Source organism: Streptomyces sp. SID4985, assembly GCF_009863025.1.
Classification (GTDB): Bacteria; Actinomycetota; Actinomycetes; order Streptomycetales; family Streptomycetaceae; genus Streptomyces.
Window position 1 is genome coordinate 16,328 of sequence record NZ_WWIR01000206.1, and the last position, 21,218, is coordinate 37,545.

Consider the following 21,218-nt stretch of genomic DNA (forward strand, 5'->3'; position numbering starts at 1 on the left):
CCGTCAACGGGAAATGGCCGGACACCCGTCCGGTGTTGCACGTCCGGGAGGGCTGGGTCGGTCCTCCGGTCGTCATGGCCGCGCCGAGGAGGAGGAACGCCACGTGAGCCAGTACGTCAGCAGGCTCGGGCGGCGCTCCCCGGCGGCTCCGCCCCGGCTGAGGCTGCACCGCAAGCCCCGCCGGGTCGCCATGCTCTCCGTGCACACCTCGCCGCTCCACCAGCCCGGCACCGGCGACGCGGGCGGCATGAACGTCTACATCGTGGAGCTGGCCCAGCGCCTCGCCGCGATCAACATCGAGGTCGAGATCTTCACCCGGGCCACCTCCGGCGACCTCGCCCCCACCGTCCAGCTCGCCCCCGGCGTCCTGGTCCGGCACGTGGACGCGGGCCCCTACGAGGGCCTGGCCAAGGAGGACCTGCCCGCCCAGCTGTGCGCCTTCACCCACGGCGTGATGCAGGCCTGGGCCGGGCACCGCCCCGGCCACTACGACCTCGTCCACTCCCACTACTGGCTCTCCGGCCACGTCGGCTGGCTCGCCGCCCAGCGCTGGGGCGTCCCGCTGGTCCACGCCATGCACACCATGGCCAAGGTCAAGAACGCCAGCCTGGCGGTCGGTGACACTCCCGAGCCCGCAGCGCGCGTGATCGGCGAGACCCAGATCGTGCACGCCGCCGGGCGGCTCATCGCCAACACCGCCGAGGAAGCCGCCGAACTCGTCCGCCACTACGAGGCCGACCCCGCCAAGGTCGCCGTCGTCCACCCCGGCGTGAACCTCGCCCGATTCCGCGTGGCGACGGGCCGCGCCGCCGCCCGCGCCCGGCTCGGGCTGCCGCAGGACGCCCTGATCCCCCTCTTCGCCGGCCGGATACAGCCCCTCAAGGCCCCCGACGTGCTGCTCCGCGCCGTCGCCCATCTCCTGGACGAGCGCCCCGAGCTGCGGCCGAGGATCGTCGTACCCGTCGTGGGCGGGCCCAGCGGAAGCGGCCTCGCCAAGCCCGAGGGGCTGCAGAAACTCGCCGCGCGGCTCGGCATCACGGACGTCGTACGGTTCCGGCCGCCGGTCGGGCAGGAACAGCTCGCGGACTGGTTCCGGGCCGCGTCCGTCCTGGTCATGCCGTCCCACAGCGAGTCCTTCGGCCTCGTCGCCATCGAGGCGCAGGCCACCGGTACGCCGGTGATCGCCGCCTCGGTCGGCGGCCTCCCGGTCGCCGTGCGCGACGGCGAGACCGGCTTCCTGGTCGACGGCCACGACCCGGCCGCCTACGCCCACGTGCTCCGCCGCTTCGCCGACGACCCCACCCTCTCCGACCGCATGGGCACCGCCGCCGCCCACCACGCCCTCGCCTTCGGCTGGGACGCCTCGGCAGCGGCGACGGCGGACGTCTACACGGCCGCGATGGCGGCACACCGACGTCGCGTACGCTCGCCACATGGGTGAGGCGGACATGGGTACCGGGGCGGACATGGGTGAAGCGCACACGGGCGACGCGCACATGGCTGACGCCGCCAGCGCCGCACGAGTCGTCGAGGACGCCCTCAAGGACGCCGAGCTGGAGTGGGAGAACCCCGAAAACGGCTCCTACGTCGTCAAGCTGCCCGGCACCCGCAAGCTCTCCACCACCGTGTCGTTCCTCGTCGGCCGCCACACCCTCTCCGTGAACGCCTTCGTCATCCGGCACCCCGACGAGAACGAGGCCGGCGTCCACCGCTGGCTCCTGGAGCGCAACCTCAAGTTGTACGGCGTGAGTTACGCCGTCGACCACCTCGGCGACATCTACGTCACCGCCCGCCTCCCCCTCGCCGCCGTCACCCCCGACGAGATCGACCGCCTCCTCGGCCAGGTCCTCGAAGCGGCCGACGGCGCCTTCAACACCCTCCTGGAACTGGGCTTCGCCTCCGCGATCCGCAAGGAACACGCCTGGCGCGTCGCCCGCGGCGAGTCCACCCGCAACCTGGACGCGTTCGCGCACCTGATCCGCCGCGAAGAGGGCTGATGCGGCATCAGCCGCGATCCCGGTAGCGCCCCGGGGTCACCCCCACCAACCGCTTGAAGTGCCGCGTGAGATGGGCCTGGTCGCAGAAGCCGGTCGCCGTCGCGACCTCGCTCGGGGGCAGGCCGTCGAGCAGGAGGTGGCGGGCCCGGCCGACGCGACGGGAGGTCAGGTACTGGTGCGGGGGGATGCCGTAGGCGGTGCTGAACGTCCGTACCAGGTGGGCGGGATGGGCGTGCAGGAGGCGGGCGGCGTCCGCGAGGGTGAGGCGGGCGGCGACCTGTTCGTCCAGCAACTCCCGTAGGCGACGGGCCAGTACGGGGTCGGGCCGGGCGGACGGCCGTTCCCGGCGCCGGAGATGGTCCCGCAGGCGCTCGCCGACCAGTGCGAGCCTGCTCTCCGCCTCCAGTTCGTCCCCGGCCCGCCGCAGCGCCCCGTGCAGCCGTCCGACCCGTTCGCGCAGCAGGGCGTCCGCGAGGTCGGGGCCGTCGACGGCGGCGCCGATCAACTCCGCGCCGAGCAGGCTCTCGTCGAGGTACAGCACCCGCTTGCGGAAGCCGTCCGGGGTGGCGGCGGCGCCGTTGTGCGGCACATGCGGGGGCAGCAGGGTGACCGTGTCGCGCGGGGTGCCGTGCTCGTGCCGCCCGAGGTCGTACCGCACCGCGCCGTCGTCCACGATCAGCAGCGTCCAGGCGTCGTGGACGTGCATCGGATACGCGTACTCCGTGAAACGGGCGTGGAAGACCTCCACGACACCCGGTACACGCGGGCGCCAGGCGGAGACGTCACGCTGGTCGGCGGGCACGCAAACAACGTACAAGACGGGGCCGGGAACCGGTCGGCAGTCTCGGGGCATGAACGAACAGCCCCTCTCCCAGCCCCTCCCCGCCGACGGCCCCGTCTCCCGGTTCGACACCAAGATCGCCGTACTGCTCCGGGACGACCTGGAACCCTGGCAGCGCCTGAACGTCACCGCGTTCCTGGTCAGCGGCCTGGGCAGCCAGGTCCCCGAGGTGGTGGGCGCGCCCTACGAAGACGCCGACGGTGTGGGTTACCTCCCCATGTTCCGCCAGCCCGTCCTGGTCTTCGAGGGCTCCAAGGAGACCCTGTGTGCGGCCCACACACGTGCGCTCGCCCGCGCCCTGCCCCGCGCCCTCTTCACCGCCGACCTCTTCGCCACCGGCAACGACCACGACAACCGGGCAGCCGTACGGGCCGTACCCACGGCGGAACTCGACCTGGTCGGTCTCGCGGTGTACGGCCCGAGGAACGGGGTGGACAAGGTGACGAAGGGGGCGCGGATGCATCCGTAGGGGGCGCCCCGGAGGGTCAGGCGGTACGCAGCCCGGCAGGGGCATCGGTGTTGGTGTCGGTGTCGGCGTCCTTGCCGACGGCGTCCGCCGGGGCCGGGCCCGCCGGGGCGGTGACCGCCGGAGCCGCGTCGGCCTGGAGCGCGACCGTCTCCTCCTTCGGCAGCCTCCGCATCAGCACCCCGTACCCGAGCCCCGCCACCGTGCCGACCGCCGCGCACCCGGCCCACAGCCACGCCGCCCCGAACCGGTCGATCACCGTGCCGGACACCAGCGGGGCGACCAGCGCGGCGGCGGACCAGGACAGGCCGTAGACGCCCTGGTAGCGGCCGCGCCCGTGGACGGGGGAGAGGCGTACGACGAGCCCGGTCTGGGTCGGCGCGTTCACGATCTCGGCGAGGGTCCACACCACGACCGTCAGCGCGAAGAGCCCGACCGACCCGGCGAAGGCGGTGAGCCCGAAGCCGTAGCCCGCGAGGAGCGAGGAGACGACCAGCAGCATGCGGGCGTCGCGGTGCTCGATGAAGCGGGTGACCGGGATCTGGAGGACGACGATGAGGATGCCGTTGACGGCGATGGCCATGCCGTAGTCGGCGGGGGAGAACCCGGCGCGGCCCATGGCCACCGGCAGACCGACCGAGCCCTGCTGGAAGACCAGGGCGATGAGGAAGGACAGCCCGACGACCGCCATGTACCGCCGGTCGCGCAGCACGGTGCCGAGGCCGACCTCGCTCCCGGTCTCCTTGGCGGTGGGCGCGGGGCGGGACTCGGGCAGCTTGAGGAAGACGACGATCGCGCAGATCAGCGTCATCCCGGCCTCGATGAGGAACCCGGCGCGGTAGCTGTAGCGGGCGATGAAACCGGCGCCCATGGAGGAGACGGCGAAGCCGAGGTTGATCGCCCAGTAGTTGAGCGAGAAGGCGCGGACCCGGTCCTCGGGGCGCACGATGTCGGCCATCATCGCCTGCACGGCGGGCCGCGAGGCGTTGGAGGCGGCGCCGACCAGGAAGGCGACGCCCGCGATGGCGACCGGGTCGCGCATGAAGCCGAGCAGGGCGACCGAGGCGGCGGTGGCGAGCTGCGCGACGAGCAGGGTGGGCCGCCTGCCGAACCGGTCCGCCATCACGCCGCCGCCCAGCGAGGAGACGACGCCGCCGAGCCCGTGCAGGGAGGCGACGAGACCGGCGTACGAGGCGGAGTAGCCGCGGTCGAGGGTCAGATAGAGCGCCATGAAGGTGGCGACGAAGGCGCCGAGCCGGTTGATCAGGGTGCTGGTCCACAGCCACCAGAAGGCGCGGGGCATGCCGGAGACGGAGGCGCGGGCGGCTGATGTGAGACGGCCGACGGGCGCGGCGAGCGCGGACATGTGGACGAGACCCCCCGGTAAGTGGTGCTATCGGTGTGCGCAACTTACTCCGGGCGCGTTGTCGGGGGCCACTCAATTAACAGATGCCGTCAACTGTGGGTGCCTTTCGGCTCCCGTGGGCGGCTGGGACGGTCGTCCGGGAGGTGGATTACGCTCTGACCCATGGCCGACGCACCGTACAAGCTGATCCTCCTCCGCCACGGCGAGAGCGAGTGGAACGCGAAGAACCTGTTCACCGGCTGGGTGGACGTCAACCTCAACGAGAAGGGCGAGAAGGAGGCGGTCCGCGGCGGTGAGCTGCTGACGGACGCCGGCCTGCTGCCCGACGTGGTCCACACGTCGCTCCAGAAGCGCGCGATCCGCACGGCCCAGCTGTCGCTGGAGGCCGCGGACCGCCACTGGATCCCGGTCCACCGCAGCTGGCGCCTGAACGAGCGCCACTACGGCGCGCTCCAGGGCAAGAACAAGGCGGAGACGCTGGCCGAGTTCGGCGAGGACCAGTTCATGCTCTGGCGCCGCTCCTACGACACCCCGCCGCCGCCGCTCCCGCGCGACGCGGAGTACTCCCAGTTCAACGACGCCCGCTACGCCGACCTCCCCCCCGAGCTGCGCCCCCAGACGGAGTGCCTCAAGGACGTCGTCGTCCGGATGCTCCCCTACTGGTACGACAACATCGTCCCCGACCTCCTCGACGGCAACACGGTCCTGGTCGCCGCCCACGGCAACAGCCTCCGCGCCCTGGTCAAGCACCTGGACGGCATCTCCGACGAGGACATCGCTTCCCTCAACATCCCGACCGGCATCCCGCTCTACTACGAGCTGGACGCGGACTTCAAGCCGGTCACGCGTGGCGGGAAGTACCTGGACCCGGAGGCGGCTGCGGCCGCGATCGAGGCTGTGAAGAACCAGGGCAAGAAGAAGTAACGCGCCGCCACAGAGCCCCCGACCTGCTGCTTCTCGGCAAGGCGGGGGCTTTTTGGTGGGGCCGTCTCCGGGCCGCCAGCTGCTCCACACAGACCGCCCGGCGCAGATCAGGACGCGACGAGGCGGCTGGTGAAGCCGTCGCGGATGAGGGACTCGTACGCTCCGCGCACGTCCTCCGGGACCTCCTGCGCGATGGCGAATCCGTGCTTCGGGTACTCGATGACCCGCTGGAGGTCGCCTACGAGCATGTCCAGGACGAGTTTCTCGTCGCCGATGGACTTCACGTAGTCGTCGAGTTCCAACGGCTCCGACGCGCAGAGGATCTCGACGTCGGGCCACAGCTTGCGGGCGGTCGCGTACGAGCGGCGTTCCATGCAGGGCTTGGAGACGAGCAGCACCGTGGCCGGGGTGATGCCCGCGCTGGCGAGGACCTCGCGGGAGAGGGTGATGTTCTGGCCGGTGTTTCCGGCGTGCGGTTCCAGGAGGATCGCCTTGGTGGGGACGCCGAGGTCGATGGCGTGCTCGCGGAAGTGGACGGCCTCGCCGCGGGGGAAGACCTTGGCGGTGGTGGGGCTGTTGCCGCCGGTGAAGACGAGGGTGGGGAACAGTCCGGCGCGGTACAGCTCGGCGGAGTGGGTGGCGACGCCGAGGTCGTGACTGCCCAGGCCGATGGCAACGTCGACGGGCCGTAGCGCGTGGTGCAGCTGGTGGTAGTCCCAGATCAGCGCGGCCCGCTGCCACTGGTCCTCGGTGATCGACATGTTCGGCACGGACGGGTGCCTAGGGATCAGCACAACCTCCGCCCCCGACCCAAGCGCCTCGGCCCCGGAGGCCACCCTTGACGATGGTGAGCCGGAGGGCGACGGGCGGGCCTGAGGTCACGAGGCGCCCGTCGCCGATAGTGAGCCCGTCGGACTGGTCAGGCGAGGGACGACCGGATCCGGTCGATGGCGCGCAGCACCTCGTCTCTGTTCTTCGCACTCTTGATCCAGGTCGGTAGCCGCGCGACGAGCGTCATCCTTTTCACTCGCGCATCCCATGGGGCTCGCTCGCGCAACGGTGCCTGTACGAACTTCCGGATCAGCTCCAGGTGTTCCGGGTTGTAGGCCCACACCCGGCCGTGTCGCACCTCTGTCTGCAACCACAACGGCAGACCGAAATAAGGATCTGTCGCTTCGCCTCGCCCTCGGAAGAGGCGGAACCCCTCCCCGGCGGCCTCTCGCGACAGACCGCACGTCCTGCAGACGAGACGACGGCGCGCGAACACCGAGGGAACCGTGTTCTCAGCCGCAGGCGCCATCAGGGCGACGTGTGCGATCCCAGCGCACCTCGGACAGCTCACGAGCACATGATCAATGAAGTCGTACTTCGTGTGCTGGGCGTCCCGGAACCGCTGTGGCGAGAGCATGACGCCAGTATGCAGTCAGGCATTTGCCTACGTTTCAACGCCTCAACCCGGGCCGTCCCTGGGGCGCCCGAGGCCGCTAGACAGCAGCCAACGACGACCGATGGCGCTCTCTCAGGCGCCCAGGACCAGCGCCCCGAGCAGCGCCTTCAGCTTTTCTGTACTTCCACTCGCGCTCCCGCCTCGCGGAGTGCCATGGCGGCCGACTCGGCGGCTTCTGGGGGTACCCCCTTGAGGATCATGGCGGTCGGCCGGGTCACAAGGAGCTTGCTGTGCCAGAGACTCAGGACCGTCAGGCGGCGTACGGTCTGGGCGACGGCCAGAGGTTCGGCGGGAAGTACTCGGGGGTCTCGCCTTCTGCGTCTGGCATGGCGGCATCCTGGTGTGGAGAGAGCGGCATGACCAAGCCCGAAATCCCTTATGCGAAGGTCCACTTCCGGATGGAGGTCGAGGATGCCTGGCCTCCGGTCTCCGTGGAGAGCCTGTGGGCTGTCGACCTGGGGGACGACACCGTGCGGCTCGACAACGTGCCCTGGTTCGTGCGGGGCGTTGCCTGCGGAGACGTCGTGGCCACCGAGTCCGATGAGGAGGGCGTGCGGTGGGGCGGTGAGGTGGTCCGGCGTTCGGAGAACTGCACCGTCCGCCTCATCGTGCTCCGCGACGGCGGCTCGGGGGCCGCTCGGCAGAGCGTGCTCAGCGCGTTTCGGGAGCTCGGCGTCGACGGGGAGGGCATCGAGCGGTTCGGGATGGTCGCCCTGGACATCCCGCCCACCGCCGACCTCGCCAAAGTGCAGCGGCTGCTGCGTCACGGTGTCGCCAAGGAGTGGTGGGACATGGAGGAGGGCTGCATCACCGCGCGATGGCGAGCCGTCTCCGCGGGCTGACGCCGTTCACCCTGCGACCGTGATATCCGCGTCAGTATGAACGCCGCTCGCCCGGAGGACGTCGATCACGATCTCCGTGATCCAGGCCGCCGCCTGCGGCGTCCACTCCGGGGCGGTGCCCTGAAGGGGCAGTGAGGAGGGCGATGGGCTGAGGCGTACGTGTCCTTGGGACAACCGCGCGACTTGGACGGCGAGTTGCTCGGCGGCGACGGGCGGGGGCGGGGAGACGCACAACGTGATGTCCGTTCTGGCCGCTGGGTCGGAGAGGGCGAACCAGTCCGCGTCGCCCCGTAGGTCGAAGCCTGTGTCGGGGGCCAGGGCTATGGGGACGTGCGACCGCAGGGAGGTGAGGCGGACCTCGCCGATCCGGTGCAGGGCGTCCATCAGGACCTGGGTCATCGGGAGTACCGGGAGGTGCTGGGCCGGGAGATCCGTGGCGGGGTGGACCGTCAGCCGGGCCAGTTGGCGGACCGCGCCGTCCTGGGACCAGTCGCCTCCGGCGTCCGCGTGCTCCCAGCGTCGGCCGCCGAGCGCCTGCCCCGGGCTCAGGTGCGTGGAGCTCCAGCCGTACGCCGCCGCCCGCTTCACGACCAGGCTGTACACATCCTCGTCCAGGTCGTGGTCGGCGCTGACCTGGGAGATCCAGGGGTGTCGGCGCAGCACTCCGTGCAGCTCGACGGTCATGGTGAGGGTGTCGGCGTCCTCCGTCACGTGCTTATTCCCCGTCCGCTCTCGGCGGCGAAGTCGCAGAGCTGCTCGATGAAGTCGCGCTGGTGGGCGGGACTTCCGAGGTCCGTGCCGGGCATGCCGTCGAGCCACCGCTCCCAGAGGCCGTCCGGGGTGAGGAAGCGGGCTGCCCGGTCGCTCCGGAGGCGGGCGTCGAGCAGCAGGAGTGCGCCGAGGGCGGCCGGCTGGTCGTAGGGGAGATCGGGGCGGCCCAGGTAGCGGTCGAGGTACGCGACCAGGAGACCGGCGTCGGCAGCGGTGCCGAAGCCGGCCAGGGCGACGCAGTACGCCCGCCCCGCGTACGGGCCTTCGCTGGCCAGCAGGAGTTCCCCGAGCCGTTCCCGGAACTCCGTCCTCCCCGCGACGGCGATGAGCCACGCCGCCGTCTTGCGCTCCCGCCAGCTACCGCCCAGCAGGACACCCAGTCCGGCATCGCTGATCTTCCCGGCGTCCTCACCGAGACTCCGCGCGAACTCGGCCCGCTCCGGCCCGCTCATACGGAGAAGGCTGCCGCCGAGTTTGAGATACCGGCGTCCGGGGGTGACGTACTGACGGACCAACTGGTCCAGTTCATCCGCTTCTTCAGCGTCGCGCACGTCGGCATTGTTGTGGGGGCAGGGCTTTTGGGGCAAGCGACGAAGTGCTTACGGCTGTTTTCGCCGTACGCCCGTGCATGCCAGCAGTTCTTTGTCGACCTCGGTGATGAAGACCATGTAGATCCACGCCCCGTCCACGGAATCGATCCGACCCAGGCGCACCGGCCCGCCATGTCCGGCGAGGAGTCGTACGGCGCGTTCCAGGCCGAAGGTCTCCGTGCCGCGGCGGTGGGTCAGACGGAGGCGCCGGGCGTAGGTGCGGGCGAGCGGCTGGGCGGGAGTGGTGCCCTCCCAGATGACGTACGAGGCGCCCGCGCGGAGGGAGGACAGTGCGGCCTCGGCAGCGTCGTCCGCCTTGGTCAGGAGCCGTTCGAGCTCGGCGCGTTCCATGGGGCCATCATCCACATGGGGCCATCATCCATATGGCCCGGCACCATGGTGTCGCCCTCCCCGCACCCGCCCGGCATCCCCGCACAGGCAAGTGAGAAGGCCCCGCCCCCGGAAGGGGCCGGCCCCCTCACCGCCCGTGCATCCTCAGCCGCACTGGCAGGGCGCCCCCGACTGGCAGCCGCAGCCGCAGCCCGAGCCGCAGCCGCAGGCGGCGATCAGGGGGAGGGAGAGGGGGTTGGCGGGGTGTTCGGTGGGCTCGGGCTGGGTGGGGTCGGGTGTGGTGGGGGATTCGGGCATGGGTCCTCCTCGACACGGGGGCCAGATGGCCCCGACCGTTCCATGCCCAATTCCAGGGCCGTCCCTACGGGGTATCAACGGCGCATTCAGGGCGCATGGGGGCGTCCGCACGCCCCCGGGCAAGTCACGGCACGGGCAAGGCGGTTCACCGTGTCTCGCCCGGCCCGTGCACAACTCCCGTGTCGCGTAGGGGAGGTTCCGTATGCCTCGGCCGCCCCACCAGCGACCCCCAGCCCCCTCAGCCCAGCGACCCCCGGCCCCTCAGCCCGGCAACCCCCGCCACCCTCACCCCTGTTCCGTCCCGCCCACCGCCGGAGGCACATCCTGCTGCTGCTGGATCTCGTCCGCGTGCTCGCCCGTCACCAGGTACACCACCCGCTTGGCCACGGCGACCGCGTGGTCCGCGTACCGCTCGTAGTAGCGGCCGAGGAGTGTGACGTCGACCGCCGTCTCGATGCCGTGCTTCCAGCGGTCGTCGATCAGGTGCTGGAAGAGGGTGCGGTGGAGGAGGTCCATCTCGTCGTCGTCCTGCTCCAGTTGGAGCGCGAGGTCGACGTCCTTGGTGATGATGACCTCCGCCGCCTTCGCCATGAGGCGCTGGGCGAGCTGGCCCATCTCCAGGATGGTGGCGTGCAGGTACTGCGGGACCGCCCGCTCCGGGAAGCGCAGCCGGGCCAGCTTGGCCACGTGCTGGGCGAGGTCGCCCGAGCGCTCCAGGTCGGCGGACATGCGCAGTGACGTGACGACGATGCGCAGATCGGTGGCCACCGGCTGCTGGCGGGCGAGCAGGGCTATCGCCCGGGCCTCCAGGTCGTGCTGGAGTTCGTCGACCTTCTGGTCGGCCTCGATCACGCTCTCGGCCAGCTTGAGGTCGGCGTCCAGGATGGCGGTGGTGGCGCGCCCGATCGCCGAGCCGACCAGCCGGGCCATCTCCACCAGACCGTCGCCGATCGAGTCCAGTTCCTCGTGGTACGCGTCCCGCATCAGATCCCTCTCCTACGTACAGTCCTATGTGCAAACGGGGCCGCCCGTGCGGGCCCCATGCCCACACCGCCCCACGCTCCCACGTTCCGCCCCGTACGCGTCCGTTTCCGCCACCCGGTGTGAACGTCCACTGGCTTGAAGGTGAACTCTGGGCGACGAGTGTCCGAGGTCGCACACCGGTGGCTGTGGGCAGGTCGTACCCCATGCCTAACCTGGTCACATGGACGTGAACGCGGCGGTCGCCGCAGCGGCGGCGATCGCCGGGGTGCTCACCGGCGTCATCGCCGTGCTGGCGTTCCGCTGGAGCGAGCGCGACCAGAAGCGGCACACCCGGACCTCGCTGCACACCGACGCGGTGCTGCCGCCCGGCGTGGACACCGTGCTGTCGGTGCTCCGCTCCTCGGCGGTCGTGCTGGACGAGGCGGACGCCGTGGTCAAGGCCAGCTCCGCGGCGTACGCCCTCGGGCTGGTCCGGGGCGGCAAGCTCTCCGTCGAGCCGATGCTCCAGATGGCCCGGGACACCCGGCGCGACGGCGAGATACGCCAGGTCGAGCTGGACCTGCCCCGGCGCGGCACCGGACGCGGCGAGGCCCTCGCGGTCTCCGCACGCGTCGCCCCGCTCGGCTCCCGGCTGGTGCTGCTGCTGGTCGAGGACCTGACCGAGGCCCGCCGCATCGAGGCCGTACGACGCGACTTCGTGGCCAACGTGAGCCACGAGCTGAAGACCCCGACCGGCGCCCTCTCCCTGCTCTCCGAGGCCGTCATGGACGCCTCCGACGACCCCGAGGCGGTCCAGCGCTTCGCGGGCCGGATGCAGATCGAGGCGACCCGGCTCACCAACCTGGTCCAGGAGCTCATCGACCTCTCGCGGGTGCAGAACGACGATCCGCTGGAGGACGCCGAGCCCGTGCGCGTGGACGAGCTGGTCGCGGAGGCCGTCGACCGTTGCCGTCACCAGGCCGGTACGAAGCAGATCACCATGGCCGCCGCGATCCAGGGCCCCGAGCGGCCCGCCTCCGAGGGCGGCGGCCGCCGCGCCGGTACCGAACTGCGGGTCTGGGGCAACCGCGGCCAGCTCGCCGCGGCCCTCGGCAACCTGGTCGAGAACGCCGTCAACTACTCCCCGGCCCGCACCCGCGTCGGCATAGCCGCCCGCCGGGTCGCCGCACCCGGCGGCGACCTCATCGAGCTGGCGGTCACCGACCAGGGCATCGGCATCTCCGACAAGGACAAGGAGCGCATCTTCGAGCGCTTCTACCGCGTCGACCCGGCCCGTTCGCGCGCCACCGGAGGCACCGGCCTCGGACTCGCGATCGTCAAGCACGTCGTCGCCTCGCACGGCGGCGAGGTCTCGGTCTGGAGCGCCGAGGGCCAGGGCTCCACCTTCACCCTGCGGCTGCCGGAGGCGGGCGCAGCCCGCGCCCGCGCGGCACAGCACCCCGGTCTCGACGACGAGAACCGGGACAGCGACGACTCATCCCCTTACGAACCGCTTCCCGCCCCGGAGGTCCTTCCGTGACCCGAGTGCTCGTCGTCGAGGACGAGGAGTCCTTCTCCGACGCCCTGTCGTACATGCTCCGCAAGGAGGGCTTCGAGGTCGCCGTGGCGGCGACCGGCCCCGACGGACTGGAGGAGTTCGAGCGCAACGGCGCCGACCTCGTCCTCCTCGACCTGATGCTGCCGGGGCTGCCCGGTACGGAGGTGTGCCGTCAGCTGCGCGGCCGCTCCAACGTCCCGGTGATCATGGTGACCGCCAAGGACAGTGAGATCGACAAGGTCGTCGGCCTGGAGATAGGGGCTGACGACTACGTGACCAAGCCCTTCTCCTCGCGCGAGCTGGTCGCCCGCATCCGCGCGGTGCTCCGCAGGCGCGGCGAACCGGAGGAGGTCACCCCGGCCGCGCTGGAGGCGGGCCCGGTCCGCATGGACGTGGACCGTCACGTGGTGACCGTCGGCGGCGCGAAGGTCGACCTCCCGCTGAAGGAGTTCGACCTGCTGGAGATGCTGCTGCGCAACGCGGGCCGGGTGCTCACCCGTATGCAGCTGATCGACCGGGTGTGGGGCGCCGACTACGTGGGCGACACCAAGACCCTCGACGTCCACGTCAAGCGCCTGCGCGCCAAGATCGAGCCGGACCCGGGCGCGCCGCGCTTCCTGGTGACGGTGCGCGGCCTGGGCTACAAGTTCGAGCCGTAAGCCGTACCGGCCGTACGGCTTACGACAAAGGGTGGGCGCCCCTGGAATCCGGGGCACCCACCCTTCGTGCGTCGTACGACCGCTCAGTGACCGGCGGCCGACTGCGAGGCGGAGTCGCTCGGGGTCGCGCCCTCGGCCGGTGCGCCGGAGGTCTTGTCGTCCGGCTTCGCGCTCGTGGAGGCGCCGGCGCCCGGCTCGCCCGCGGCCGGGGCCGAGGCGGAGGAGGACGCGGTGGCGGACGGGGAGGACGTGGCGGCCGGGGCCGACGGGATCTCGCTCGGGCCCCACTTGGTGAAGTAGCTGGTCGCCGGGACCACGAAGGCACGCAGGCTGACCGCGCCGGTCTGGCTGAAGGTGAAGGTGACCTTCTGCGCGTTGCCGTTGCGGACGATCTCGCCGCCGCTCGCGAGCATCGCGGAGGCGTTGTCCTTGCCGCCGATGACCAGGGAGCCGTGGGCCGGGACGCTCAGGCTCTGCCCCTTGGCGGCCTTCAGCTCGACGCTGTCGTTCGCACCCGGGACGGTGATCGACTGGAGCGTCTGGGCCTTCGTACCGGAGTTGAAGAGCGTCGCGGAGATGGCGAGCGGACCCGTGGCCTTGGCGTCGGGCTGCGTGATCACCAGGGCGTTCTGGACCTTGATGGTGCCGACGCTGGTCGCCGCGTTGTCGGGCCTGATCTCCAGGGTCTGGGCGTCGTTGCCGGCGCCGCAGGCGGCGAGCATGGCCAGCGGGAAAGCGATGGCAGAGGCGGCGAGGGCGCCGCGTCGAAGGCTGCTGCTCACGGCGGCGGCAACTCCTTGAACGCACGGACGGCCTTCTTTGTAAAGCCGCCCTAAGTATCAGTCAGCGGACTTAGGCTACCGAGCCGTTCCCGGGCGGCCGCACCCGACCCTCCCCAAGACCGCGGCGTCCCTCCGGGTGGGCGAGCGGGAGGCCCTTCCTGGCAGACCGACGGCAGGTCGACGGCAGGCCGACGACCCGCCGGACGCCCGTGACGCACCGCGTGCGACACACCCCGTGACGCGCCGCATGACACACCGCGCGAATTTCCGGTGAAGGAATGTGGTGCCCAAGATTTCGGCCGGCCGATTGACCCGCGTGATTGACCAGGATTGAGCCACTTGATTGAGCCACTTGTTTGACCGGCTCCTATTGGCGCGCCGTATTGCCGGACGGCATTGAGCGTTCCGGGTGATCCTTCGGATCATCGAAGTGCCCCATCCGTCTCTTCATCCGCTTCATCATCATCAGCAACATCCGACACTGATCCACCGCTCGTTCGGCCCCCTGTGATCAATTCCGGATTCGTCTCGTACCGGTCCCTCGCCGTCGAACGGAGCGCCGGAAGTCGTACGCTTGAGGGGAGGCAAACCGGGACATTCGTCCGCTCGGGGCGGACCTGGGGAGCGTGTGACGTACGCGTTTCATGCCGCCCACAGAGCCGCTCCGACCTGCGAATTCCCGGTTCCGCAGGTGGCCCGCAGCACGTTCCGGTCGCTGTTGTCAAGCCCCGAGATATGCCCTGACCTGCGAAAACGCCATTCAGAAGACGCCGTATCCGTGTTACCCTGGATAGCCACGGAAGGGGTACCTGTCACATGACGTTCAAGGTTGGCGACACCGTGGTCTATCCCCATCACGGGGCCGCGCTGATCGAGGCCATCGAAACTCGCCAGATCAAAGGCGTGGACAAGACCTACTTGGTGCTGAAGGTCGCCCAGGGTGACCTGACGGTACGTGTGCCAGCGGACAATGCGGAGTTCGTCGGCGTGCGTGATGTGGTCGGTCAGGACGGGCTGGACCGGGTCTTCGAGGTGCTGCGCGCGCCGTATGCCGAGGAGCCCACGAACTGGTCGCGTCGTTACAAGGCAAATCTGGAGAAGCTCGCCTCCGGCGATGTCATCAAGGTCGCGGAAGTCGTGCGTGACCTGTGGCGTCGCGAGCGCGAGCGCGGTCTCTCCGCCGGTGAGAAGCGCATGCTCGCCAAGGCCCGCCAGATCCTGGTGAGCGAGCTGGCCCTCGCGGAGAACACGAACGAGGACAAGGCCGAGGCGCTGCTCGACGAGGTACTCGCCTCCTGACGTCCGGCAGGCAGTCCCCTGTCTGCTTCCGACGCGCACACTTCTGAGCCGCCGCTCACGAGTGGGCGCGCCAGGCACAGCCACGATGCCGCGGTGCCCGACGACACTGAACCTGTCGCGGGTGCTGCGGCGTTTTCGTACCCCTCCGCCGCCACACCGTGCGCAAGACCTGTCGTACGTCTCGGAGAACCCCCGATACTGGTGTGCCGGGTCCGGGCGATGGCTCGACCAGGGTCACGGAAGGGTCCGGTCAAGGCGTCCCGCCCGGCACTCCTCCAGGCCATACCCACCCAGGACGAGCACACAAACCTGACAGGAACCGATGTCTGACGAATCGCGTCCCGCACCCGCCGAGTCCCCTTCCGGGAGCCGTGTCGCCGCCGTGATCCCCGCCGCGGGGCGGGGCGTACGCCTCGGTCCGGGCGCCCCCAAGGCGCTGCGCGCGCTGAACGGCACGCCGATGCTGATCCACGCGGTCCGCGCGCTGGCCGCCTCCCGGTCCGTCTCCCTGGTCGTCGTCGTGGCCCCGCCGGACGGCGCCGCCGAGGTCAAGTCCCTGCTCGACGCGCACGCGCTGCCCGAGCGCACCGACTTCCTGGTCGTCCCCGGCGGGGAGAGCCGCCAGGAGTCCGTCCGGCTCGGCCTCGACGCGCTGCCGCCGGAGTACGACGTCGTCCTCGTGCACGACGCGGCCCGCCCGCTGGTCCCGGTGGACACCGTGGACGCGGTCGTGGAGGCGGTGCGCGGCGGCGCTCCCGCCGTGGTCCCGGCCCTGCCGCTCGCCGACACCGTCAAGGAGGTCGAGCCCGCGGCCGTACCCGGCGAGCCCGAGCCGGTGCTCGGCACGCCCGAGCGGGCCCGGCTGCGCGCCGTGCAGACCCCGCAGGGCTTCGACCGGGCGACGCTGGTGCGCGCCCACGAGAGCGTCACCGAGGACGTCACCGACGACGCGAGCATGGTCGAGCGGCTCGGCGCGCGGGTCGTGACCGTCCCCGGCCACGAAGAGGCCTTCAAGGTCACCCGCCCCCTCGACCTCGTCCTCGCGGAGGCGGTCCTGAACCGCAGGAGGCTCAACGATGGCTTCTGACCACCCCCCGCTCGTCCCGGCGCTGCCCCAGGTCGGCATCGGCACCGACATCCACGCCTTCGAGGAGGGCCGCGAGCTGTGGTGCGCGGGCCTGAAGTGGGAGAACGCCGGTCCGGGCCTGGCCGGACACTCGGACGCGGACGTCGTCGCGCACGCCGCCTGCAACGCGCTCTTCTCCGCCGCCGGTCTCGGTGACCTCGGACAGCACTTCGGCACCGGGCGGCCCGAGTGGGCCGGCGCCTCCGGGGTCGCGCTGCTCACCGAGGCGGCCCGGATCGTGCGCGAGGCCGGATTCGCCATCGGGAACGTCGCCGTGCAGGTCGTGGGACCGCGTCCGAAGATCGGCAAGCGCCGGGACGAGGCGCAGCAGATCCTGTCCGCCGCCGTCGGCGCCCCCGTCTCGGTCTCCGGCGCCACCACCGACGGGCTCGGCTTCCCCGGCCGTGAGGAAGGGCTGATGGCGGTCGCCACCGCGCTGGTCGTGCGGGTGGGCTGACCGGCTTCCCCGTGCGGGTGAGCCGAGGGCGTGCGAGGGTACCCGCAGAGTCATCGCCGACCCAGGAGGTACCCATGTCCGCCGCCCTGTCCGACCGGCTCAAGTCCGTGCTGGACGGTCCCGTCTTCATCGTGGTCGGAACCGTCCAGCCCGACGGCAGCCCCCAGCTGTCGCCGGTATGGGTGAAGCGGGACGGCGACGACGTGCTCTTCTCCACCACCGTGGACCGGCGCAAGAAGAAGAACCTGGACCGCGACCCGCACGTGTCCGTCGTGGTCATGGATCCACAGCGTCCCTATGAGTACGCCGAGATCCGCGGCACCGCCGAGATGACCACCGACGGCGGCCAGGAGCTGATCGACGAGCTGTCCGAGAAGTACACCGGCAAGAAGTACGCGGACTTCAACCCGGCCTCCGCCCAGGACGCCGAGCGGGTGGTCGTCCGGATCACCCCGCGCAAGGTGGTCGGCAGCCTCTGAGGAAGGTCCGGGGCGCCCGTTTCCCGGTGCGGGCACATTGCATTGCAATGTGCCCACTACCCTGGGGGCGTGACTATTCGCCTGTACGACACCAACGCCCGGCAGATCCGCGACTTCACCCCGGTCACGCCGGGCTGTGTCTCGATCTACCTCTGTGGTGCCACCGTGCAGGCGGCCCCCCACATCGGGCACATCCGCTCGGGCCTGAACTTCGACATCATGCGCCGCTGGTTCGCGTACCGCGGCTACGACGTCACGTTCATCCGCAACGTCACCGACATCGACGACAAGATCATCACCAAGGGGCGTGAGCAGAACCGCCCCTGGTGGTCGATCGGGTACGAGAACGAGCGCGCTTTCAACGACGCGTACACCGCTCTCGGCTGCCTCCCGCCCAGCTACGAGCCCCGCGCCACCGGCCACATCACCGAGATGATCGAGATGATGCGGGGCCTGATCGAGCGCGGCCACGCCTACGCGGCCGACGGCAACGTCTACTTCGACGTGCGGTCGTTCCCGGACTACCTGGAGCTGTCCCGGCAGGAGCTGGACAACCTGCTCCAGCCCTCGGCCGACGGCGAGACCGGCAAGCGCGACCCGCGTGACTTCGCCATGTGGAAGGCGGCCAAGCCCGGCGAGCCGAGCTGGCCGACCCCGTGGGGCCCCGGGCGTCCCGGCTGGCACCTGGAGTGCTCGGCCATGGCGCACAAGTACCTGGGCTCCGTCTTCGACATCCACGGCGGCGGCCTCGACCTGATCTTCCCGCACCACGAGAACGAGATCGCCCAGGCCAAGGCCTACGGCGACGAGTTCGCGCGGTACTGGGTGCACAACGCCTGGGTCACCATGGCGGGCGACAAGATGTCCAAGTCGCTGGGCAACAGCGTGCTGGTCTCCGAGATGGTCAAGCAGTGGCGCCCGATCGTGCTGCGCTACTACCTCGGCACCCCGCACTACCGCTCGATGATCGAGTACAGCGAGGAGTCGCTGCGCGAGGCCGAGACCGCGTTCGCGCGCATCGAGGGCTTCGTGCAGCGCGTCCTGGAGAAGGCCGGGGGCACGGTCGCCCCGGCCGCCGAGGTGCCGCCCGCCTTCGCGGAGGCCATGGACGACGACCTGGGCGTCCCGCAGGCGCTCGCCGTCGTGCACACCACGGTCCGCCAGGGCAACAGCGCGCTGGCCGCCGACGACAAGGAGGGCGCCGTCGCCCGCCTCGCCGAGGTCCGCGCGATGCTCGGTGTGCTCGGCCTCGACCCGCTGGACCCCCAGTGGGCCGGGGAAGGCGGCGAGCGCGGGGAAGACCTCCATGGCGTGGTGGACAGCCTGGTCCGGCTCGTCCTCGACCAGCGCGAGTCGGCCCGCGCCCGCAAGGACTGGGCCACCGCCGACGCCATCCGCGACCAGCTCGGCCAGTCCGGACTGGTCGTCGAGGACAGCCCGCAGGGTCCGCGCTGGAGCCTCGGCGCGCGCTGACATCTGCTTGATCGAGTGTGCCGCCCGGCTCTCCGGGCGGCACACTGCATACATACGTACGAAAGCTCACGGAGACGGGTAACTCATGGCGAACAACCGCCGCATGTCCGGCAAGAAGGGTGCGCAGGTCGGCAGCGGCGGCAACCGGCGCCGCGGCCTCGAAGGCAAGGGCCCCACGCCGCCTGCCGAGATGCGCAAGGGCCACGTCAAGCAGCGCGCCGCCGCCGCCAAGGCCCGCCGCGCCCAGGGCGCCCGCCCGCAGATCCGCCGAGGTGGCGGCAAGTCCTCCTCGGAGCTGGTGGTCGGCCGCAACCCGGTGTACGAGGCGCTGCGCGAGGGCGTGCCCGCCAACACGCTCTACATCCAGCAGTTCATCGACAACGACGAGCGGGTCCGCGAGGCCATCCAGCTCGCCACCGAGCGCGGCAACATCAACCTGATGGAGGCCCCGCGTCCCGAGCTGGACCGCATGACGAACGGCCTGAACCACCAGGGCCTCGTCCTCCAGGTTCCGCCGTACGAGTACGCGCACCCCGAGGACCTCACCGCGGCCGCGTACGACAACAACGAGGACCCGCTGATCGTCGCCCTGGACGGGGTCACCGACCCGCGCAACCTCGGCGCCGTCGTCCGCTCGGTCTCCGCCTTCGGCGGTCACGGCGTGGTCGTGCCCGAGCGCCGCTCGGCCGGGATGACCGCCGGTGCCTGGAAGACCTCCGCCGGTGCGGCCGCCCGTACGCCGGTGGCCCGCGCCACGAACCTGACGCGGGTCCTGGAGCAGTACAAGAAGGAGGGAATCACGGTCGTCGGTCTGGCCGCCGACGGTGAGGCCGAGCTGGGCGACGTGGCGGCGCTGGGCGGTCCGGTCGTCGTCGTGGTCGGCAGCGAGGGCAAGGGCCTGTCCCGGCTGGTCGGCGAGACCTGCGACGTCCGGGTGCGCATTCCGATGCCGGGTGGCGCGGAGTCCCTGAACGCCGGTGTCGCGGCCGGCATCGTGCTCTACGAGGCGTCCCGCCGTCGCGCCTGAACGCGCGTTCGGGATTTCACTCTGATGCGGTAATTCCGGGGTCCACCCGGAGTTCAGGACGACCTTGACGCGGCCCGGACACTTCGGGCCGCGTCGGGGCAGTGTCCTAACTCCACATCACTCGGTTAGATGAGTGTGGACACCAGAACACCCCGCACACCCACGGGGGACCGCTCGTCGGGCTTCGACGACGTTCCCGCGCTGAGCATGGTGAAGGTGCCGAGCGATCCGGCGCAGATCATCGTCAACCACGCCAGCTTCCGCGTGCAGCTGGGCGCGGCGGCCAGGCGCAACCAATCCGCCCGGATCGCGCGGCAGTTGAGCACCGCTCAGACCTCCCACCTGTCGTCCGGGTCCGTGGGTACGGCAGGCCGGGCCGGAACCGGGCGCCGCCGTCCCGTCGTCTGGACCGGGCACTCCGCGCCCGACGACACCGGCGCCCACCGGCTGCTCCAGGCCGTCCGGGGCAGCAGCGTCCGCCACCCCGACGAACCGGCCGGGGCCACCCAGGTCATCCCGCGCGTCGGCACCCCCGGTGACGGCTACGACGACGGCTACGACCGCCTCGACGCCACCGTCGAGACCCCCGTCCTCGGCCACCAGCGCACCTCCTCCGACGACGGCCCGTTGCTTCCCCCGCTGCGCGGCGGAGGCAGCGCCTACGACGAACCGGCGTACGACAGCGGCGAGTTCGAGGCGTACGACGACACCGCCGCACCCCCCGGCCCGCGCGTCTCCCGGCGCCACGGCGACGAGGCCGCCCGGCACGCCTACTACCCGGGCCGCCGGCTGAACCTCGGCGTCGTCCTGCTCCCGCTGCGCGTCTTCCTCGGCTTCATCTCCACCTACGCGGGCATCGGCAAGCTCTGCGACCCCGTCTACTTCGACGGCGGCGAGCGCGGCTCCATGGTCCAGTGGCTCAACACCCTGCACCCGTGGGACGTGGCCGAGCCGCTGCGCCAGTTCGCGCTGCACCACCCGGTCGGCTCCGGCCTGGTGATCGCCTTCCTCCAGGTGATCGTCGGTGTGCTGACCGTCCTCGGCTGCTGGCAGCGGGTCGCGGCCGTGGTGGGCGCGCTGCTCTCCGCCGCGCTGATCGTCACGGTGAGCTGGAAGACCGTCCCGGCCTACGACGCGCCGGACATCATCTACCTCGCCGCCTGGTCCCCGCTGGTCATCGCGGGCGCCCCCGTCTACTCCGTGGACGGCCGCCTCGCCGCGGCGGCCTGGCGCACGCTCGGCCCGCGCGCCGCCATCTGGGACCTGCGCCGCTACGTGCTGCGCCGGGGCGCGCTCATCACGGCCGTCACCATCGGCCTCACGCTGCTCATCGGCTCCGTGCTCGGCGGCGCGGTACGCGCCTCCAGCCGGGTGGTCGTCCCCGGCCCCGGGGAGGCCCCGCGCAACAACCTGCCCGGCTCCGCCCTGCCGCAGGAGCCCCGCCGGAAGCACTCCGCCACCCCGTCCGCGACCGGTGCCCCCACGGGCGGCGCCACGGTCGAG

Annotated in this window: 25 protein-coding genes; 14 read left to right on the forward strand and 11 right to left on the reverse strand. The window is 71.1% G+C overall.

Annotated features, from left to right (window positions below; translation table 11 throughout):
• The first annotated feature begins 103 nt into the window (after positions 1-103).
• A complete protein-coding gene (gene mshA, locus GTW40_RS08135) occupies positions 104-1,441 on the forward strand; it encodes a D-inositol-3-phosphate glycosyltransferase (protein WP_161179476.1) in 1,338 nt (445 codons plus the stop codon).
• 55 nt (positions 1,442-1,496) lie between these two features.
• Complete coding sequence (locus GTW40_RS08140; RefSeq protein ID WP_161179496.1) at positions 1,497-1,997, forward strand: YbjN domain-containing protein; 501 nt, start codon at positions 1,497-1,499, stop codon at positions 1,995-1,997.
• Positions 1,998-2,004: 7 nt separating this feature from the next.
• On the opposite strand, the gene GTW40_RS08145 is transcribed toward GTW40_RS08140, so the two are convergent.
• A complete protein-coding gene (locus GTW40_RS08145; protein WP_202485563.1) occupies positions 2,005-2,850 on the reverse strand; it encodes an AraC family transcriptional regulator in 846 nt (281 codons plus the stop codon).
• On the opposite strand from GTW40_RS08145, the gene GTW40_RS08150 reads away from it, so the two are divergent.
• Positions 2,849-3,307, forward strand: a complete 459-nt coding sequence (locus tag GTW40_RS08150; protein ID WP_161179478.1) for a DUF2000 domain-containing protein — start codon at positions 2,849-2,851, stop codon at positions 3,305-3,307. The two genes, GTW40_RS08145 and GTW40_RS08150, sit on opposite strands and share 2 nt — an antisense overlap.
• Positions 3,308-3,323: 16 nt before the next feature.
• Here GTW40_RS08150 and GTW40_RS08155 read toward each other — a convergent pair whose 3' ends face one another.
• Positions 3,324-4,670 (reverse strand): MFS transporter, encoded by a 1,347-nt coding sequence (locus GTW40_RS08155; protein ID WP_237525394.1) that lies wholly within the window; start codon positions 4,668-4,670, stop codon positions 3,324-3,326.
• Between the two features lie 162 nt (positions 4,671-4,832).
• Here GTW40_RS08155 and GTW40_RS08160 point away from each other — a divergent pair, with 162 nt between their 5' ends.
• Positions 4,833-5,594 (forward strand): phosphoglyceromutase, encoded by a 762-nt coding sequence (locus GTW40_RS08160; RefSeq protein WP_161179479.1) that lies wholly within the window; start codon positions 4,833-4,835, stop codon positions 5,592-5,594.
• 107 nt (positions 5,595-5,701) lie between these two features.
• On the opposite strand, the gene GTW40_RS08165 is transcribed toward GTW40_RS08160, so the two are convergent.
• The 3 genes from GTW40_RS08165 to GTW40_RS33700 all read right to left on the reverse strand — a co-directional run bounded on the left by GTW40_RS08165 (position 5,702) and on the right by GTW40_RS33700 (position 7,433).
• Positions 5,702-6,355, reverse strand: a complete 654-nt coding sequence (locus GTW40_RS08165) for a YdcF family protein (protein WP_161179480.1) — start codon at positions 6,353-6,355, stop codon at positions 5,702-5,704.
• A gap of 158 nt (positions 6,356-6,513) precedes the next feature.
• Positions 6,514-7,002 carry a hypothetical protein gene (locus GTW40_RS08170; RefSeq protein WP_161179481.1) on the reverse strand — a complete coding sequence of 163 codons (489 nt, stop codon included), beginning with the start codon at positions 7,000-7,002 and terminating at the stop codon, positions 6,514-6,516.
• Positions 7,003-7,148: 146 nt separating this feature from the next.
• Positions 7,149-7,433 (reverse strand): ribosomal protein L7/L12, encoded by a 285-nt coding sequence (locus tag GTW40_RS33700; protein ID WP_343245636.1) that lies wholly within the window; start codon positions 7,431-7,433, stop codon positions 7,149-7,151.
• Here GTW40_RS33700 and GTW40_RS08180 point away from each other — a divergent pair.
• Positions 7,398-7,883, forward strand: a complete 486-nt coding sequence (locus tag GTW40_RS08180) for a DUF4265 domain-containing protein (protein ID WP_161179482.1) — start codon at positions 7,398-7,400, stop codon at positions 7,881-7,883. The two genes, GTW40_RS33700 and GTW40_RS08180, sit on opposite strands and share 36 nt — an antisense overlap.
• Before the next feature lie 6 nt (positions 7,884-7,889).
• Here the strand turns inward: GTW40_RS08180 and GTW40_RS08185 are convergent, their stop codons facing one another.
• The 5 genes from GTW40_RS08185 to phoU form a co-directional block, all read right to left on the reverse strand.
• Positions 7,890-8,594 carry a hypothetical protein gene (locus GTW40_RS08185; RefSeq protein ID WP_343245637.1) on the reverse strand — a complete coding sequence of 235 codons (705 nt, stop codon included), beginning with the start codon at positions 8,592-8,594 and terminating at the stop codon, positions 7,890-7,892.
• Positions 8,591-9,205: a DUF6000 family protein gene (locus GTW40_RS08190; RefSeq protein ID WP_161179483.1), complete on the reverse strand. Its 615-nt coding sequence runs from the start codon at positions 9,203-9,205 to the stop codon at positions 8,591-8,593. The genes GTW40_RS08185 and GTW40_RS08190 overlap by 4 nt, the downstream gene beginning before the upstream one ends.
• Before the next feature lie 48 nt (positions 9,206-9,253).
• The gene (locus GTW40_RS08195; protein ID WP_161179484.1) at positions 9,254-9,595 is read right to left on the reverse strand and encodes a hypothetical protein; all 342 of its coding nucleotides are present in this window, start codon (positions 9,593-9,595) and stop codon (positions 9,254-9,256) included.
• A 144-nt stretch (positions 9,596-9,739) separates the two neighbouring features.
• Positions 9,740-9,892 (reverse strand): hypothetical protein, encoded by a 153-nt coding sequence (locus tag GTW40_RS32560; protein WP_202485564.1) that lies wholly within the window; start codon positions 9,890-9,892, stop codon positions 9,740-9,742.
• A gap of 285 nt (positions 9,893-10,177) precedes the next feature.
• Positions 10,178-10,876: a phosphate signaling complex protein PhoU gene (gene phoU, locus GTW40_RS08200; protein WP_161179485.1), complete on the reverse strand. Its 699-nt coding sequence runs from the start codon at positions 10,874-10,876 to the stop codon at positions 10,178-10,180.
• 220 nt (positions 10,877-11,096) lie between these two features.
• Here phoU and GTW40_RS08205 point away from each other — a divergent pair, with 220 nt between their 5' ends.
• Entirely contained in the window at positions 11,097-12,395 is a 1,299-nt protein-coding gene (locus tag GTW40_RS08205; RefSeq protein WP_161179486.1) for an ATP-binding protein, read from the forward strand.
• On the forward strand, positions 12,392-13,072 hold the full coding sequence (locus GTW40_RS08210; RefSeq protein WP_018548425.1) for a response regulator transcription factor: 681 nt from the start codon (positions 12,392-12,394) through the stop codon (positions 13,070-13,072). The genes GTW40_RS08205 and GTW40_RS08210 overlap by 4 nt, the downstream gene beginning before the upstream one ends.
• Positions 13,073-13,155: 83 nt before the next feature.
• Here the strand turns inward: GTW40_RS08210 and GTW40_RS08215 are convergent, their stop codons facing one another.
• Entirely contained in the window at positions 13,156-13,854 is a 699-nt protein-coding gene (locus GTW40_RS08215; RefSeq protein WP_161179487.1) for a copper chaperone PCu(A)C, read from the reverse strand.
• Positions 13,855-14,670: 816 nt separating this feature from the next.
• Between GTW40_RS08215 and GTW40_RS08225 the strand changes: the two genes are divergently transcribed.
• From GTW40_RS08225 to GTW40_RS08255, 7 genes are all read left to right on the forward strand, one after another.
• Positions 14,671-15,153, forward strand: a complete 483-nt coding sequence (locus GTW40_RS08225) for a CarD family transcriptional regulator (RefSeq protein WP_003953493.1) — start codon at positions 14,671-14,673, stop codon at positions 15,151-15,153.
• Positions 15,154-15,475: 322 nt separating this feature from the next.
• Positions 15,476-16,240 (forward strand): 2-C-methyl-D-erythritol 4-phosphate cytidylyltransferase, encoded by a 765-nt coding sequence (gene ispD, locus GTW40_RS08230; protein ID WP_161179488.1) that lies wholly within the window; start codon positions 15,476-15,478, stop codon positions 16,238-16,240.
• Positions 16,230-16,736, forward strand: coding sequence for a 2-C-methyl-D-erythritol 2,4-cyclodiphosphate synthase (gene ispF, locus GTW40_RS08235; RefSeq protein WP_161179489.1), 507 nt, complete (start codon positions 16,230-16,232; stop codon positions 16,734-16,736). The genes ispD and ispF overlap by 11 nt, the downstream gene beginning before the upstream one ends.
• A 74-nt stretch (positions 16,737-16,810) precedes the next feature.
• The gene (locus tag GTW40_RS08240) at positions 16,811-17,215 is read left to right on the forward strand and encodes a PPOX class F420-dependent oxidoreductase (protein WP_161179490.1); all 405 of its coding nucleotides are present in this window, start codon (positions 16,811-16,813) and stop codon (positions 17,213-17,215) included.
• Positions 17,216-17,284: 69 nt separating this feature from the next.
• On the forward strand, positions 17,285-18,688 hold the full coding sequence (gene cysS / locus GTW40_RS08245) for a cysteine--tRNA ligase (RefSeq protein WP_161179491.1): 1,404 nt from the start codon (positions 17,285-17,287) through the stop codon (positions 18,686-18,688).
• Positions 18,689-18,773: 85 nt separating this feature from the next.
• Entirely contained in the window at positions 18,774-19,715 is a 942-nt protein-coding gene (gene rlmB / locus GTW40_RS08250) for a 23S rRNA (guanosine(2251)-2'-O)-methyltransferase RlmB (protein ID WP_161179492.1), read from the forward strand.
• A gap of 129 nt (positions 19,716-19,844) precedes the next feature.
• The coding region (locus GTW40_RS08255; RefSeq protein WP_202485566.1) for a DoxX family protein at positions 19,845-21,218 on the forward strand (1,374 nt) is incomplete at its 3' end.